Genomic DNA, 16,193 nt, shown 5'->3' with positions numbered 1-16,193 from the left:
GGTACTTCTGATTGGTTAGACTTATGGAAGTTACGATATTTGAGTGCTTGGAAAAGCTGAGATAGATTTTTGGAGAATATAGATTACGAGCGGAAATTTTTTTGTGATGATGAACCTGAATTTTTTTAGAAACCGAAGCCTGGCGATCGACCTTGGCAACAACAATACACTGGTACGCGATAAAAATAATCTGTTGGTGTCGCAACCATCATACATCGTATTTAATGTAGAGGGCAACACTGTGAAAGCAGTAGGAGAGAAGGCCTACAATATGTTTGAAAAAAACCACGATGAACTCAAACCGGTAAAGCCTTTGAAAGGTGGAGTTATAGCAGACTATGATTCTGCAAGCCGGATGATTCACGAGATGGTTCGTCAGGCAAATGCCGACAGATCTTTTCTGAGCGGATATGAATGTATCATTTCGGGTATTCCATTTTCAACGACAGAAGTTGAGCGCAGAGCATTGCGCGATGCTTTAGGACAGTTCAATGCTAAGCACACCTATTTAATGTTTGAACCACTGGCTGCTGCCATGGGTATGGGCCTCGACATTCGCGAGCCGAATGGAAAAATGGTTATAGATATAGGAGGAGGTATCACCGAAATTGTGATCATCTCTCTATCTGGTGTTGCAGCTTTTCAGTCCGTGAAGGTTGCCGGTGATACATTTGATCAGGAGATACAGGATCACTTCCGCAGAAATTATAACATGGCCATTGGTCTGAAGACAGCGGAACAGGTAAAAATAAAAGTTGGTGCAGTTATAAATACCCTTGCGGAGAAACCTGAGCCGATGATGGTACGCGGGAAGGACCTGATGGAAGGTATACCTGTAACACGCAAAATCGATCATACCGAGGTAGCACATATACTGGATAAGTCAATTGGTGCCATTGAACATGCCGTGATTCAGACATTGGAGACTTGTCCTCCTGAGCTGGCAGCCGATATTTACCAGAATGGAATTCACATCACTGGAGGAAGCGCATACTTGCGTGGATTACGCGAACGCTTTGAAGAACGTATAAAACTTCCGGTACATATAGATGACGAAGCACTTCAATCCGTAAGCAAAGGCGCAGCCAAAGCGCTTCAGGATCCGAAGAAGTATAAAAGCGTCTTAATGGAATAATTAGTTTCGATTAGAAAGCTTAAACAAAAAGCATAAGGTTGAAAGAGTAGTGCATTCTTTCAACCTTATGCTTTTTTGTTTGATACGGTTTATACTTCCGAGGACAACAAGCTAAAGATTTCCTCTCAATGCCTGCTCGCGTTCAATTGATTCGAACAGCGCTTTGAAGTTTCCTTTGCCGAAAGATTTAGCTCCGTTGCGTTCAATGATCTCGAAGAAAAGTGTAGGACGGTCTTGGACAGGCTTAGTAAAAATCTGGAGCAGATACCCTTCTTCATCACGGTCAATGAGTATATTCTGCTTCTTTAGTTCTTTGAGATCTTCGTTGATTGTTCCAACACGATCGAGGACGTCTTCATAATAGGTCTCGGGCACGTATAAAAATTCAACACCCCGTTTTCGAAGTTCGCTTACAGTATGCACGATGTCATCGGTAGCGATCGCTATATGTTGTACACCAGGACCGTAATAGAAATCAAGGTACTCTTCTATTTGTGATTTCTTCTTGCCCTCCGCGGGTTCATTGATCGGGAACTTGATATAGCCATTTCCATTGGAAACTACTTTGGACATTAAAGCACTATATTCTGTAGAGATATCACTGTCATCAAACGTAACGAGGAGGCTGAAGCCCATCACTTTCTCGTAGAAACCTACCCATTCGTTCATCTTTCCCAACTCTACATTTCCCACGCAGTGGTCTACGTATTTTAAACCTATAGGAGATGGAGGTAGTATACTTTTGCGTGCTTTATAGCCCGGAAGAAATGGTCCGCTATAATTCTTTCTCTCAACGAAAGTGTGAATTGTATCTCCATAGGTTTTGATAGATGCCACAACGGCCTCGCCACACTCATCTTTAATAAGAGTCGGTTCTTGCGCTGCGACCGCTCCACGCGATGTTGTTTCAAAGAAAGATTTCCGTGCATCGTCAACCCATAGCGCCAGCACCTTCACACCATCGCCATGCCTGCAAACATGTTCTGCTATAGGAGAATCTTTTTGTAATGCTGTAGTTAATACAAACCTGATCTTGTTTTGTTGAAGTACATACGAGGCACGATCGCGCACTCCGGTTTCTGGTCCCGCATAGGCTACCAACTCAAAGCCCAGACAATGCTGATAATATAGGGCAGATTGCTTGGCGTTGCCAACATAAAATTCAATGTGGTCGGTGCCGTTGATCGGCAGGAAATCCTGATTCATAAACCTGAAATTTTAAATGTTAACGGTTGATGCACATGTTTGAATTGGTGAATTTACGTCAACAGACAAGAGGATGGAAGTGATGCGAAGGACATTCCGTAAAATGAAAATCGAGCGATTTTTATTGGCAGACCTTACTGAATTGGACCATCTTACGAAATTTTATAACGATAAATTCCAGACGACTCTATTCCCTCTTTTGCAAAACCTGTTTTCAAATTCAATGATTTCTTTAATCTTTGGGGGAAAATACGAAACATGGATATTCAGGCACTTGACAAGGCTCTTCAGGAAATTGTTAAAAAACGCTCAGAGCTGGACAAAATTAATTACAACAACCCCAAGTATGACGATCTGGAAGAACAGCTTCATGATCTGGAGGATGACTTCCAACTGAAACATGGCGAATACCTTGAGGATGCTTTACAGGATATACATGAAGAATTGTGCCCCGATAATGATGTGTTGATGCCGATTGCTTATTTAAAAGGCATTCCAGTAGAAACTGAGAAATACGAAGGGAAGGATACCGTGTTATTCCTGGAGACAAACCCTGTGCGAATCACACTGGCTATCGGTAAAGACAAGAAAGAAGTTGTCTGGACAGCAAAATAGAGCTATACTATATATAATATGTTGTGTAGCACAGGCTACACAATATATTAATTCGTTATTCAAAGCCTAACTTCTTCCTTACGCGGTGGAGGACTTCATGCGCGATGACACGGGCTTTTGCTTCACCCTGTTCGAGTTTCCGATCGAGCTCCACCGGATTGCTCATATAGAAATTAAATGCTTCGCGCTCTTTACTGTATTTCTGAAGTATCAGTTCGTACAGCTCCTGCTTCGCATGACCGTAACCAAAATTACCAGCCAGGTATTTTTCTCGTAGTGACTGCTTTTGTTCTTCGCTTGCTAACAAACTATATATAGCATACGTATTATCAGTATCCGGATTCTTGGGAGCTTCCAACGGAGTACTGTCACTTACTATTGTTTTTATCTGCTTCAACAATTCTTTTTCGGATAGAAATATATCAACAATGTTTCCATACGACTTACTCATCTTTTGCCCGTTCGTACCCGGAATAGTCATTACCTGCTCTTCAATTTTCGCTTCCGGTATAACAAAAGTTTCTCCGTACTGCGTATTGAAAGTAGTAGCAATGTCACGCGCCATCTCCACATGCTGACGTTGGTCTTTGCCTACCGGTACAAACTGTGCATCATATAAAATAATGTCAGCAGTCATGAGAACAGGGTAGGTGAAAAGTCCGGCATTAACATCTGAAAGTCTCTCAGATTTATCTTTAAAGGAATGAGCATTCGCCAGCATCGGAAAAGGCGTGAAGCAGTTAAGATACCATGTGAGTTCACACACTTCCGGAATTCTGGATTGCCGGTAGAGATAATTTTTGTCGATATCGAAACCAAATGCCAGCCATGCTGCCGCTACAGCCCGCACGTTGCTGGTACGTGTTTCGGCGTCTTTTATAGTGGTGAGGGAATGAAGGTCTGCGATAAAGAAAAATGATTCATTGCCTGTTTTCTTTGAAAGCTCTATTGCCGGAATGATGGCTCCCAATAGATTGCCCAGGTGAGGGCGGCCGCTGCTTTGTATGCCTGTTAAAATTCTTGCCATAATCTTTGCAAATAAAATAAAATAATGCAGAACTGAATTAGTTTTAAATTTGTGATCTTCTACAAATTGATAATGATGAAAATGATACGGTTATTCATTTTAATACTGGTGATAGCAGGAACTCAGGCATGGGCACAACAATCAAAACCACTTCAGTTCAAAGAAGAGACTTTTGATTTCGGTGCTGTAGCAGAGGAGGGGGGACCTGTAACGCATGAGTTTGTTTTTACAAATGGAAGTACGCGTCCTGTAAAAGTATTAACAGTTCAGGCATCGTGTGGATGTACAACTCCTGGATGGTCAAAAGAACCTGTAGCACCAGGTAAGACCGGATATATACAGGCGAGCTTCAATCCGAAAGGCCGCCCGGGTTTCTTTACAAAATCATTAACTGTAACAACAGACCTTGAAGCAACGCCTATCGTTCTGCAAATAAAAGGTCAGGTTAACACAGGGGGTTCTGCAACACCATCTGACTTTCATATAGCGAATGGCAATTGGAAACTTAAAGCAGGCTCGTTTAATCTTGGTAAAGTATATCGCAAAGACGAATTTACTACACGCGACTTTCAAGTACTGAACGGAGGTAACAAAGCCATTACGTTTAGTGGAAAGTTTGTAGGTCCAGCCTATATAAAAGTTGATGTTACACCTAAAGTATTAGCGCCCGGTGCAAAGGGTAATATCAAAATCAGTTATAACGGGAAGCTCAAGAATGCATATGGCTTCCAATCAGACAACGTTGAAATTCAAACCGATGACGAGTCGAATCCGGTGAAGTCATTTTCGGTTTATGCTACACTCGAGGATTACTTTGAGCCTTTAAAACCGGAAGAACTTTCAAAGGCACCACAACTTCGCTTAGGAATGACGTCACTTGATTTCGGTACTGTCTCATCCGCTGGGGCTACGCGCGAAATCACAGTAACCAACAATGGAAAGAAGGAACTTAATATCCGTTCATTGCAAGGCAACTGTACATGTGTAACAGCATCCGCCACCAAGCCCACGCTTAAGCCAGGTGAAAGCAGTACCATCAAAGTAAATTTTAAGCCACAAGATCGTAAGGGCACGCAACAAAAAGCTGTAACAATCTATTCAAACGATCCAAGAAACCCAGTTCAACGTGTGACATTTTCCGCTTATGTAGATTGAAGATTTCAGGAGAGACATCCTCAATTCAGTGTTGATTATGCTCGAGGATTGAATGTTTGCTTTTATAATTTTTTTATCCCTTAGTTTGGAGTATTAGTGCTATTCTACTCCAAAATTATAGTCAGATTTGTTAACTTTACCCGTGTTCAATAAAGGTTTGAATGCAAACTATATTTCCGTTCCACCAAATAGATAAAGAGTGTTGAAGGTAGGATAGATTGTTGTTGCGGTGGGTGAATTGAAATTGAAATTGGGTTTAATAACTGTATATTTACCCCCCTTAAGGAAGGAAAAAACAAAGAAATGACCCGAATTTGTCTGATTTTAGGCGTGCTATTCTTGCTTCTTGGCGCCTGCGTTCCTAATCGAAAAATTGTTTATTTGCAAAAGGATGATCTCAAACACCGAGATGAAATTCCGAAGGATACGATATTACGCTCCCATGTCTTAAAGATAAGAGAATACCGTATCCAACCACTCGATATATTAAGCATCAATTTTGAGACTCTTAGTAAGGAGAACGATGATTTTGATTTTCTTTCAAGATTAAATGTCAATTCTGGAAGTAGCAGTGGTGGTAGCTCTGGTGCTATGTTGAGCGGTATTTTAGTAGATACCCACGGAGAAATTGATTATGCCGTACTAGGAAAAATAAAAGTGTCAGGACTGACACTTTTTCAGGCAAAGGACTCTATTCAAAAGCGAGCTTCGCAGTTTATGCCTGATGTTGTGGTAAGAGTAAGAATGCTCAATTTCAGATATACTGTTTTAGGAGAAGTAAATGGCGAACGGACCGTTCAAGCTACTAATACAAGACTCACTATGATGGAAGCGATAGGTCTTGCTGGTGGCTTGTCTGAATTAGCCGATCGAAGTCATGTTAAGGTACTTCGACAAAGTGGTGACAGTACGAAAGTTTTCTACGTTGATCTCCTAAAAGAAGACTATATAGAATCTCCCTACTACTTTGTCCAACAAAACGATGTGATTATAGTTCCTCCGTTAAGACAACGTCCCTTCAGAAGATATTTTACCAATAACCTGGGTATAATAACGACAACCATTTCGTTCATCGTGCTAATTGTAACTTTATCCCGATAAAAAATTTGAATACCCAGGCTCCTATACCAGATATTACTGAAGGCCCCAATACTTCTTCCAAAGGGATTCAAATCAATTTTAAGCGCGTAGCGGATCGTGCTATACGCTATTGGTATATCATATTGCTTTCGCTTATCATAAGCGTTAGTGTTGCATACTTGATGAATCGCTACAGTACGCGTATTTACCCGGTCAAAGCATCCATCATTATTCGTGAAAGCGAAGAAAATGTCGGTGCGAAATTTTTGTATAACAATGAGTTGCTTACTGAATATAGGAATTTCTATAATGAAATTTATATAATGAAATCATACCCCCTACTTCAGGAGGTAGTTGAGGAGCTTGGATTCGATGTGTCCTATTTTAGAGAAGGAGATATAAAAACAACGGAGTATTATGAGCCTAATTTCCCATTAACAATAAAAGCTATAGCCAATAAAGATAAGCGACCTTACGGCAAATCATTTTATTTTAAAGTAATAGATCAGCATACGTATTCATTGCAATACAAGGTTGATGATGACCAACCAGGAAAAGAGTTTTCATCGCTGCAGTTCAACGACACTGTTAAAATAAATGGCTACCAATTATTCGTGACTCGAAAAGCGGATGTCTCCGAATTATTTAACAAGACGTTGGTAGTTAGATTCAACAATCCGTTGTCGTTGGCGAAGTCTTACTCCAGCCGGCTAAAAATCGGATGGGCGATGACAGGATCGTCGGTAGTAGATCTTGAGATTAACGGATCTGTTATTCAAAAAGAAATCGATTTTCTGAGTAAATTCATTGAGCGTTACCAGGATTACGACGTAGAGAAAAAAAATAAAATGGTGGCCCGCGCCATCATGTTCTTGGACAACCAACTAGGGGTCATTGGAGACTCACTCGAGCATTACGAAGATCAGGTCGAAGATTTCAAGCGAAGAAATGTTATTACAGAGCTTGCGGAAGAAACTAACAGATTATATCTGAAACTCCAGGATTACGAAAATCAAAAATTTCAATACAGGTTATTAGACAATTACTTTACCTATATCTCGCAATTGTTAGAACAAAATCAGTATGAAGGCATTTTTACGCCTCAAAGTGTTGGTATTACAGATGGAATTATAACACAGCTAATAACAACACTTATCGAAGAGCAGGGGCAGGTCAACCTATACAAAACTAACACAACACGAGGCGTGTTGCATCTGGAAGATAATCCCGAATATCAAGCCAAGCTTAAGAAAATTCAGTTTCTGAAAGCAGATATATTAAAGACGATAGAAAATAACCGGAGCACTCAAAAGATCAACATCAAGTTTATAAACGATCAGATTAAACTTGTGGAGGATCAGCTCGCCAAGTTACCAAGTACAGAACGAGAGCTGGTTGGAATACAACGCAACTACTCACTACGTGAGAATCTGTATATATTTCTTTTGCAGAAAAGAACAGAAGCTGGACTCTCCATGGCTTCTACTACCTCGGATATAGTGGTGGTCAATCCACCCATGGCGGGCGGAGCTATATCACCTAAGACAATGCAAAATCTAATGATTGGAGTTGGGATTGGCTTACTGGTACCGCTGTCAATATTTATCTTGCTCGAAATTCTTAATAATCGAATCCAGTCAAAAGACGATATTGAGAATATGACTTCAGCCCCTGTAATTGGTGCGGTGGGGCATAATCCGGCATCAGACGCATTGATTGTTTACAATAAGCCACGTTCTGCAATGGCTGAGTCTTTTCGATCTTTACGATCTAATTTAAATTACTTTACTGGAAGTCAGGACCATCAAATTTTTATGGTTACCTCTTCTATTCCGGGGGAGGGTAAATCATTCACTACACTTAATTTGGCTACCGTATATGCTTTAGCAGGTAAACGTACTGTAATTGTTGGTGCTGACCTTCGGAAGCCCAAACTATACGATGAACTTGGTTTGAATAATACGATCGGTCTTAGCCAGTACCTGTCTGGCATGGCAACTAAAGAGGAAATAATACAAACCTCTTCAGTCGATAGTTTATATCTGATAGCGAGTGGCCCAATGCCACCGAATCCAAGTGAATTGCTTCTGCGACCAGCGATGGAAGAGTTGATAAATTATTTACGTACCGAGTTCGACTATATTATTATTGATACACCTCCTTTAAGCCTGGTTACAGATGCGTTTGTCTTGTCGAAGCATGTTAATCATACGCTCTTCGTCATCCGTCAAGATTATACACCGAAGGAGGCATTGCGATCGTTCGATGATTTTTATAAATCAGGAAGACTACTTCGCGTAAGTGTGCTATTCAATGATCTTCGGAAATCCGGTCTTGGCTATGGTTATGGAGGGTATAGTTATGGCTATGGTTACGGGTCGGGTTACCAATATGGTGGGTACTATTATGGCCGCAAGAAAAAGAAAAACGGTAATGATTATTATCAGGAATAGTGACTCACTGTTTTTTGATAATATGAATAACTTATTTGACCCAGATGCTATTTAATTCAATTGAATTTGTTTTTTTCTTAATTATAGTATATACGCTATACTGGCTGTTAAAGCATAGCAGACGCTCACAGAATAACTTGTTACTGTTAGTAAGCTATATATTTTACGGATGGTGGGACTGGCGCTTTGTTTTCCTACTGATGTTGTCAACTATTATCGATTACTCGTTTGGCTTGTTAATATATAACTCTGAGGGTCGAAAGAAGCTCTATTTGTGGTTGAGTATATTTAACAATCTGGCCGTTCTCTTCTTTTTCAAGTACTTTAATTTCTTTGCAGACTCCACACAGGCGGCGCTTTCTTTCTTCGGGATCACCATGAATCCTGTTTTTATTAATATAGTGCTACCTGTTGGAATATCATTTTATACTTTCCACGGAATGTCTTACGTAATTGATATCTATCGGGGAAACACTAAACCAATTCACAACTTTGTAGACTATTCTTTATTTGTAAGTTTCTTTCCTTTGTTGGTTGCAGGTCCGATTGAACGAGCTACGCACTTGTTACCACAGATCACTGCTGATCGAAAATTTAACTATACTCAATCTGCTGATGGGTTACGACTTATTCTTTGGGGGTTGTTTAAAAAGGTGGTGATTGCGGACAATTGCGCAGTCTTTGTGAACCATATATTCGAGAACTCGGCAACCGCTTCTAAAGTCGAATTAGCATTGGGTGCGATATTCTTCGCCTTCCAGATATATGGAGATTTTTCGGGCTATTCGGATATTGCGATTGGAACGGCCAAACTATTTGGTATTGAGTTACTCGTTAATTTTAGAACGCCATATTTCTCACGCGACATAGCAGAATTCTGGAGACGCTGGCATATTTCATTAACGACCTGGTTTCGGGACTATATCTATATACCACTGGGAGGAAGCAGGGTAAATACCATGAAGGCAATTAGAAATACAATGATTGTTTTTCTGATTAGCGGCTTTTGGCATGGAGCGAACTGGACATTCATTGTATGGGGAGCGCTTAATGGGCTATACTTTTTACCACTTCTTATCTCTGGTAAAAACAGAGTTCATACAGATACCGTTGCGGAAGGACGTTTCTTCCCCACATTTAAGGAGACATTTCAAATTGCGACAACCTTCTTACTAACATGTTTTGCCTGGATTTTCTTCAGAGCAGCGAACATAGGAGAGGCATTTGATTATATATATGGATTTTTTACAAATCAGTTATTACCCAGCCATGGTCTCGAAGGTATAGATCAAAAATTTATTATAATATTATTTCTTTTTTTGTTGTTGGAATGGTTGTTTAGAAACGGTATGCCTGAATTTGTAAGAAGCAGGCATGTAGCTTGGCGGCTCACTATATACTACGGTTTGGTTGCCTTGATTGTGTTCTTTGGTGCATTTGGTAATCAGGATTTCATATACTTTCAATTTTGATGAAGAAGTTTCTATGTAAAATATTGGTATTCGTATTGCCAGTAGTTCTTTTCTTTTCGTTGCCCTATGTTATTCTGAAGGTCTCCGGTGAGATGAGCGATTTGTCGAGAGTAACCGTTGGACGACATCACTTGCTTGGGTTGGCATATAGTGAGCAATCAAAGGACTATAAACTTGGCGAGATACTATCTAGAAGGCCTGATATCCTTGCGGTTGGTACGTCAAGAGTACTCCAGATACGTGATTTCTTTTTTAAAGAGCCCAGAGCTTTTTTTAATGGAGGAAGGCTGATATCGAGAATAGGTGATTTGCCATGCCTGATTGATGAATGGAATAAAAACACTTACAAACCTAAAGTACTTATACTGGGCCTTGATCAATATTTCTTTAACGAAAATTGGGATAATCTAAAAAAGGGATGTGAGTATAATTCTGAAGTGAGCGAATTGAATATGTTAAGTAAATCCTCTCTCGATATATATACTGACCTAATGGATGGTAAAATTCAAATAAAAAGTATTACGGAAAGCGACAATCGCTACGGTATAACTGCTATGATGAATAACGCTGGATATAGAACTGATGATGGGAGCTATTATTATGGAAAGATAATTCATGATTTTAAGAGTGGTATAAAAATTTCATTTAGGGATGTTGAGAAAAGAATTAAATCGGGAAGGCACAGATTTGAGTGGGGAGCTGAGGTAAATGATGATGCAATCAGTATTCTGAAATCATTTGTGGATTATTGCAAAAATAATGGTATTGAATTGGTGATGTTCGTACCTCCTTACCCAACAGCGATTTATAATCGAATGGTTGAATCAGGAAAGTATAGATATATGCTAAAATTAGACTCTACATTTAGCGCAAACAATCTAAGGGTGCATAATTTTATTTCACTGGAGACTATTGGATCTAACGATAACGAAGCGGTTGATGGGTTACATGGATCAGAAGTAGCCTACTTAAGGTTGATTCAAGAGCTTTGTAAACGCGAAACCTGGTTCGGAAAGTATATAGATTATGAACAGTTTAAATTGCTCGATAGCCCAGTCAATCCATTGGAACTAAAAGAAGAGAAGTATTAAAGTTATTTGAAATACTAATAAGAATACATGGAATTAAGAGGTAAAACAGTATTAGTTACAGGAGCAGATGGATTTATAGGGAGCCATCTCACACAACGACTCCTTGAAGAAGGATGTAAAGTAAAAGCCTTTGTCTACTATAACTCTTTTAATAGCTGGGGGTGGATTGATACATTTCCAAAAGAATTGAAGAATAAACTTGAGATTTTTGCAGGAGATATACGTGATCCCAATGGAGTGCGTACCGCCATGCAAGGCGTTGATGTTGTTTTTCATCTTGCGGCTTTAATCGCTATACCATTTAGCTATCACTCACCGGATAGCTATGTTGATACCAATGTAAAAGGAACGTTAAATGTAGTGCAGGCAGCACGCGATCTTAATACTAAACGCGTACTGGTTACATCAACATCAGAAGTATATGGTACAGCGCAATATGTACCTATAGATGAGCGTCATCCTCGTCAACCGCAGTCTCCGTACTCGGCATCTAAAATAGGAGCAGATTGTATAGCTGAGTCTTTCTACAGAAGTTTTAATCTACCGGTTACAATTGTACGACCATTTAATACATTCGGTCCACGTCAATCTGCAAGAGCAGTTATACCTACTATTATAACACAGTTACTGAATGGAGCAACGTCACTAAAACTTGGAGATCTCACACCGACACGTGATTTGCTTTATGTAAAAGATACCGTTGAAGGGTTTGTAGCCATTGCTAAATGTGATGAGCTCCTGGGGCATGATGTTAATATAGCCACTCAATCTGAAATTTCGGTTGGAGACCTGGCACGTAAGCTTGTGAGTCAAATTGGTTCGGATATTAAAATTGAAGAAGACCAACAGCGATTAAGACCTGAGAAGAGTGAAGTGTTCAGATTGTTTGGCAGCAATCAAAAACTTATAGAGTATACAGACTGGAAACCAAAGTATACATTGGATGCAGGATTGAAAGAGACCATTGAGTGGTTCTCTCAGTCCCAAAACATAGCCGGGTATAAATCTGATATTTATAATCTTTAATACAACACCGTGAGTCAAGTTACTATTATAGCAGAAGCCGGAGTTAATCATAATGGCGAGATAGAAAAAGCAAAGCAATTGATTGATGCTGCTGCGGAAGCGGGTGCGGACTATGTAAAGTTTCAGACGTTTAAAGCTGACAAACTTGTAAGCACAGAAGCCAAGAAAGCTTCTTATCAATCCAAAAATATTAACGATGGGGATGATTCGCAGTATGGCATGTTAAAGAAGCTTGAGCTAAGCGAAGCTGACCATCACATACTGAAGAAATATGCAGATGAAGCTGGTATCAAATTTCTGTCAACGGGATTTGATGAGGACAGCCTTGACTTTCTGGATTCGGTCGGTATCGATTTCTTTAAAGTGCCGTCTGGAGAAATCACCAATTATCCATACCTCAAGCACATGGCTTCAAAGAAGAAACCTGTTGTGGTTTCTACCGGTATGTCGTCCTTGGGAGAGATTGAGCAAGCACTGGATGTGTTGACGCAAGCAGGTGTCCCTATTGAAGATATAGCAGTGCTGCATTGCAATTCACAATATCCTACACCTTTCGAAGATGTTAATCTTGGCGCTATGCTTTCTATCAGAGATGCATTTAAAGTTCGTGTAGGATATTCGGATCATACATTAGGTATAGAAATTCCGATAGCAGCAGTGGCATTAGGAGCTACCGTAATAGAGAAGCACTTTACACTTGATCGTAATTTGCCGGGGCCTGATCACAAAGCATCACTGGAACCAAATGAACTGGCACACATGGTCAGATCTATTCGCAATGTAGAGCTTGCCTTGCAAGGTGATGGAAGGAAGCGTGCTTCTGCATCTGAATTGCCGAATAAAAGCCTGGTAAGAAAGAGTATACATTTAGCGACCGATAAAAAAGAAGGGGATGTGTTGTCGAAGAGTGACCTCATCATGAAGCGCCCTGGTGACGGTATATCTCCGATGTTACTTGATCTTGTTATAGGAAAAAAAGTATCGAAGAACTTAGCGTCTGGTGAAAAATTAACATGGCAACACTTCCATTGAGAGTAGGCGTTCTGACAAGCTCACGAGCAGATTTTGGTATCTATCTTCCTTTACTGAAGAAGATGCAGAACGATACTTTCTTCAATTTGAAGATTATAGCCTTTGGAAGTCACTTGTCTCCTTTTCATGGTTATACAGTAAAGGCGATTGAAGCAGAAGGTTTTTCCATTGATACAAAGATTGAGTCTTTATTAACAGGTGATTCTCCTGAAGCAATTGCTACAGCGATGTCATTAACGATGATGAAATTTTCGCAGTACTGGGGAATGCGTGCAAGTCAATATGATATAGTGCTCTGCCTGGGAGATCGTTACGAGATGTTTGCTGCTGTAACGGCAGGAGTCCCTTTTGGTGTAAAATTTGGACATTTACATGGTGGTGAAAAAACATTAGGGGCTATTGATAATTTTTTCAGGCATTCTATTTCACAGGCTGCGTGGTGTCACTTTGTTTCGACCGAAGCGTATGCAGAACGGTTAAAGCAAATGTTGGATGAACCCGAACATATATATAATGTAGGAGCATTAAGTCTTGATTCGCTGGCAGATATTTCTTTCTTATCGAAGGATGAGATTAAGAATAAATGGAATATTGATATGGCAGCGCCTACGATATTGGTAACATTTCATCCGGAGACAGTGAACGTATCGGAGAATATACATTATGCCAATGAATTGGTAAAGACTTTTATGGCGTTGTCTCAATTTCAAATTGTAATTACAATGCCGAATGCCGATACGTTAGGAGCTACGGTTCGAAATATATTCATTGAAAAATTATCAGGTCTGCCTCATATAGTAATGGTGGAGAATTTAGGTACAAGAGGATATTTTTCGGTAATGCATCATTGTGCATTTCTATTGGGTAATACATCCAGTGGAATCATTGAAGCAGCATCATTACACAAATACGTTATCAATGTAGGCGACCGCCAAAAAGGACGCATGCAATCTGATAATATCGTAGATGTTCCGATATCCAGTGACGCTATGTTGGAAGCAGTTAAGTCAATTTCTGGAAAGGGTGACTATACAGGTGAAAATATATACTATCGAGACGGCTCAGCCGATACGATATGTAGTTCGTTAAAGCAACTATTTTATTAGCCATAGATTATGTTTGTTGATTTTAGAGAATATGTAATAGACGACAAAAGCAATGCTCGTCAGGCTTTACAAAAGTTAGATGCGCTGTCTTCAAAAGACAGTCGCACGCTTTTTATTATCAACGAAGAAGGTAAGCTTTTAGGAACAGTAACCGATGGTGATATTCGCAGAGGCCTTCTGTCAGGGAGAGAGATATCTGAGAATGTAAATCTTTACATGAACCGGAAATTCAAATTCCTTCGCGAAGATCAGATCAATGCAGAAGAAGTAAAACTGTATAAAGGACTTAAGATTCATCTGCTTCCTGTGCTTGATTCAAAAGAGCGTATTGTAAAGCTGATCGATCTGAAACAAGTGCAAGCTATAGTTCCTATATCCGCACTGATTATGGCGGGTGGCAGGGGTGAGCGCTTAAGACCGCTTACAGATGCTACGCCTAAACCCATGTTGAAAGTCGGTGATAAACCCATCATTGAACACAATATCGACAGACTTATCAAATATGGTGTTGAAGACTTTTACATCAGTATCAAGTACCTGGGAAAAAACATTCAGGATTATTTTGGAGATGGAAAGTCGAAAGGTGTCAATATAAAGTATATCGAGGAGGATGAACCACTTGGTACGATAGGAGCGTTTCGCCTGGCGCCACAAATTCGCCACGAGCATATCCTAGTAATGAATTCTGATATTCTGACAACACTTGATTTTGAGGATTTCTATAAACACTTTCTTGCTATCAATGCAGATATGTGCGTTGCCAGCGTTCCGTACAGTGTAAATATACCCTATGGAGTATTGGAGTTAAGTGATGATCTTCATGTTACTTCACTAAAAGAAAAACCAACCTATGTATATTACTCGAATGCAGGTATCTATCTTTTGAGATCAAAACTTCGTGATCTCATTCCTGCGGAAGGCATGTATAATGCAACCGATCTGATGGATGATCTGATACGCAGCAAGCGTAAAGTTGTAAACTTTCCGATACTCAACTACTGGCTTGATATAGGTAATCAACAGGATTTTCTCAAAGCACAGATGGATATTAAACACCTTGAGCTATAAATGAAAACCTTAGTAATTATACCGGCACGTGGTGGTTCAAAGGGTATACCCCTTAAAAATATTAAGCCGTTGGGCGGAATTCCGTTGATACATCACAGTATAAAAGTTGCAAGAACTTTCACAGATGATGCAGATATATGTATCTCTACAGACTCTGATAAAATTATTGATTGTGTTCTGGAAACGGGTTTGAAAGTTCCCTTTACCAGACCTGAATCGTTGGCTACCGACACAGCCGGTACCTACGAGGTATTACTGCATGCTTTGGACTTTTATGCGAAGAACGGAATTCAATATGATTCTGTTTTGCTAATGCAGCCGACATCGCCTTTCCGTAAGGCAGAACATTTACAGGAGATCAAAGCGCTATATACTAGTTCGTTGGACATGGTTGTATCCGTAGGGGTGAGTCCCTATAGTCCTTATTTTAATATTTTTGAAGAGGACCAGGAAGGATTTCTTCAAAAAAGTAAGTCAGGTTCTTTTAAGAGACGGCAGGATGCTCCGTCAAGCTACTTTTATAATGGGTCATTATACATGATTAATGTTTTTTCATTGCGAAAACAACCGCTTCATGAATTTAAAAAAGTCAGGAAGTATGTTATGGATGAGTTACACTCACAGGATATAGATTCCCCTTTAGACTGGGCTCTATGTGAGACTATACTAAATCAGGGACTAGTATAAACTGAAAAAACCGAAGTTATCAATTCGTTAAAATTCTGAA

14 protein-coding genes are annotated in these 16,193 nt (G+C 39.9%); 12 read left to right on the top strand and 2 right to left on the bottom strand.

The genetic code is table 11. The features are described from left to right. Window positions 1-106 precede the first annotated feature (106 nt). Window positions 107-1,135 (top strand): rod shape-determining protein, encoded by a 1,029-nt coding sequence (gene mreB / locus B5Y40_RS21440; RefSeq protein WP_079688885.1) that lies wholly within the window; start codon window positions 107-109, stop codon window positions 1,133-1,135. 111 nt (window positions 1,136-1,246) lie between these two features. On the opposite strand, the gene hppD is transcribed toward mreB, so the two are convergent. After that, window positions 1,247-2,341, bottom strand: coding sequence for a 4-hydroxyphenylpyruvate dioxygenase (hppD, locus tag B5Y40_RS21435; RefSeq protein ID WP_079688884.1), 1,095 nt, complete (start codon window positions 2,339-2,341; stop codon window positions 1,247-1,249). A gap of 258 nt (window positions 2,342-2,599) precedes the next feature. On the opposite strand from hppD, the gene B5Y40_RS21430 reads away from it, so the two are divergent. Continuing rightward, the gene (locus tag B5Y40_RS21430; protein WP_079688883.1) at window positions 2,600-2,956 is read left to right on the top strand and encodes a hypothetical protein; all 357 of its coding nucleotides are present in this window, start codon (window positions 2,600-2,602) and stop codon (window positions 2,954-2,956) included. A gap of 55 nt (window positions 2,957-3,011) precedes the next feature. Here B5Y40_RS21430 and trpS read toward each other — a convergent pair whose 3' ends face one another. Further along, complete coding sequence (gene trpS / locus B5Y40_RS21425) at window positions 3,012-3,983, bottom strand: tryptophan--tRNA ligase (RefSeq protein WP_079688882.1); 972 nt, start codon at window positions 3,981-3,983, stop codon at window positions 3,012-3,014. A gap of 72 nt (window positions 3,984-4,055) precedes the next feature. On the opposite strand from trpS, the gene B5Y40_RS21420 reads away from it, so the two are divergent. The 10 genes from B5Y40_RS21420 to B5Y40_RS21375 all read left to right on the top strand — a co-directional run bounded on the left by B5Y40_RS21420 (window position 4,056) and on the right by B5Y40_RS21375 (window position 16,153). Next, window positions 4,056-5,138, top strand: coding sequence for a DUF1573 domain-containing protein (locus B5Y40_RS21420; RefSeq protein ID WP_079688881.1), 1,083 nt, complete (start codon window positions 4,056-4,058; stop codon window positions 5,136-5,138). A gap of 303 nt (window positions 5,139-5,441) precedes the next feature. Continuing rightward, the gene (locus tag B5Y40_RS21415; protein WP_079688880.1) at window positions 5,442-6,239 is read left to right on the top strand and encodes a polysaccharide biosynthesis/export family protein; all 798 of its coding nucleotides are present in this window, start codon (window positions 5,442-5,444) and stop codon (window positions 6,237-6,239) included. A 5-nt stretch (window positions 6,240-6,244) separates the two neighbouring features. Next, the gene (locus B5Y40_RS21410) at window positions 6,245-8,671 is read left to right on the top strand and encodes a polysaccharide biosynthesis tyrosine autokinase (RefSeq protein ID WP_245840695.1); all 2,427 of its coding nucleotides are present in this window, start codon (window positions 6,245-6,247) and stop codon (window positions 8,669-8,671) included. A 44-nt stretch (window positions 8,672-8,715) separates the two neighbouring features. Further along, a complete protein-coding gene (locus tag B5Y40_RS21405; RefSeq protein ID WP_079688879.1) occupies window positions 8,716-10,143 on the top strand; it encodes an MBOAT family O-acyltransferase in 1,428 nt (475 codons plus the stop codon). Then, complete coding sequence (locus B5Y40_RS21400) at window positions 10,143-11,234, top strand: hypothetical protein (RefSeq protein ID WP_079688878.1); 1,092 nt, start codon at window positions 10,143-10,145, stop codon at window positions 11,232-11,234. Before B5Y40_RS21405 ends, B5Y40_RS21400 begins: the two co-directional genes overlap by 1 nt. A gap of 27 nt (window positions 11,235-11,261) precedes the next feature. Then, the gene (locus B5Y40_RS21395; protein ID WP_079688877.1) at window positions 11,262-12,260 is read left to right on the top strand and encodes an NAD-dependent 4,6-dehydratase LegB; all 999 of its coding nucleotides are present in this window, start codon (window positions 11,262-11,264) and stop codon (window positions 12,258-12,260) included. Between the two features lie 9 nt (window positions 12,261-12,269). Beyond that, window positions 12,270-13,292: an N-acetylneuraminate synthase gene (gene neuB / locus B5Y40_RS21390; RefSeq protein WP_079688876.1), complete on the top strand. Its 1,023-nt coding sequence runs from the start codon at window positions 12,270-12,272 to the stop codon at window positions 13,290-13,292. Next, window positions 13,274-14,398 (top strand): UDP-N-acetylglucosamine 2-epimerase, encoded by a 1,125-nt coding sequence (neuC, locus tag B5Y40_RS21385; protein ID WP_079688875.1) that lies wholly within the window; start codon window positions 13,274-13,276, stop codon window positions 14,396-14,398. Before neuB ends, neuC begins: the two co-directional genes overlap by 19 nt. A gap of 9 nt (window positions 14,399-14,407) precedes the next feature. Beyond that, on the top strand, window positions 14,408-15,466 hold the full coding sequence (locus B5Y40_RS21380; protein WP_079688874.1) for a nucleotidyltransferase family protein: 1,059 nt from the start codon (window positions 14,408-14,410) through the stop codon (window positions 15,464-15,466). Continuing rightward, window positions 15,467-16,153 carry an acylneuraminate cytidylyltransferase family protein gene (locus B5Y40_RS21375; RefSeq protein WP_079688873.1) on the top strand — a complete coding sequence of 229 codons (687 nt, stop codon included), beginning with the start codon at window positions 15,467-15,469 and terminating at the stop codon, window positions 16,151-16,153. Window positions 16,154-16,193 lie beyond the last annotated feature (40 nt).

Source organism: Ohtaekwangia koreensis (assembly GCF_900167975.1).
GTDB lineage: Bacteria > Bacteroidota > Bacteroidia > Cytophagales > Cyclobacteriaceae > Ohtaekwangia > Ohtaekwangia koreensis.
Note: the sequence above shows the minus strand (reverse complement) of the source record. Positions and strands in the feature narration are given on the sequence as shown.

Excerpts from the sequence above, each read along its gene's own strand:
- mreB (WP_079688885.1), top strand. The coding sequence starts at position 107 with ATGATGAACCTGAATTTTTTTAGAAACCGAAGCCTGGCGATCGACCTT.
- hppD (WP_079688884.1), bottom strand. The coding sequence starts at position 2,341 with ATGAATCAGGATTTCCTGCCGATCAACGGCACCGACCACATTGAATTT.
- B5Y40_RS21430 (WP_079688883.1), top strand. The coding sequence starts at position 2,600 with ATGGATATTCAGGCACTTGACAAGGCTCTTCAGGAAATTGTTAAAAAA.
- trpS (WP_079688882.1), bottom strand. The coding sequence starts at position 3,983 with ATGGCAAGAATTTTAACAGGCATACAAAGCAGCGGCCGCCCTCACCTG.
- B5Y40_RS21420 (WP_079688881.1), top strand. The coding sequence starts at position 4,056 with ATGATGAAAATGATACGGTTATTCATTTTAATACTGGTGATAGCAGGA.
- B5Y40_RS21415 (WP_079688880.1), top strand. The coding sequence starts at position 5,442 with ATGACCCGAATTTGTCTGATTTTAGGCGTGCTATTCTTGCTTCTTGGC.
- B5Y40_RS21405 (WP_079688879.1), top strand. The coding sequence starts at position 8,716 with ATGCTATTTAATTCAATTGAATTTGTTTTTTTCTTAATTATAGTATAT.
- B5Y40_RS21400 (WP_079688878.1), top strand. The coding sequence starts at position 10,143 with ATGAAGAAGTTTCTATGTAAAATATTGGTATTCGTATTGCCAGTAGTT.
- B5Y40_RS21395 (WP_079688877.1), top strand. The coding sequence starts at position 11,262 with ATGGAATTAAGAGGTAAAACAGTATTAGTTACAGGAGCAGATGGATTT.
- neuC (WP_079688875.1), top strand. The coding sequence starts at position 13,274 with ATGGCAACACTTCCATTGAGAGTAGGCGTTCTGACAAGCTCACGAGCA.
- B5Y40_RS21380 (WP_079688874.1), top strand. The coding sequence starts at position 14,408 with ATGTTTGTTGATTTTAGAGAATATGTAATAGACGACAAAAGCAATGCT.
- B5Y40_RS21375 (WP_079688873.1), top strand. The coding sequence starts at position 15,467 with ATGAAAACCTTAGTAATTATACCGGCACGTGGTGGTTCAAAGGGTATA.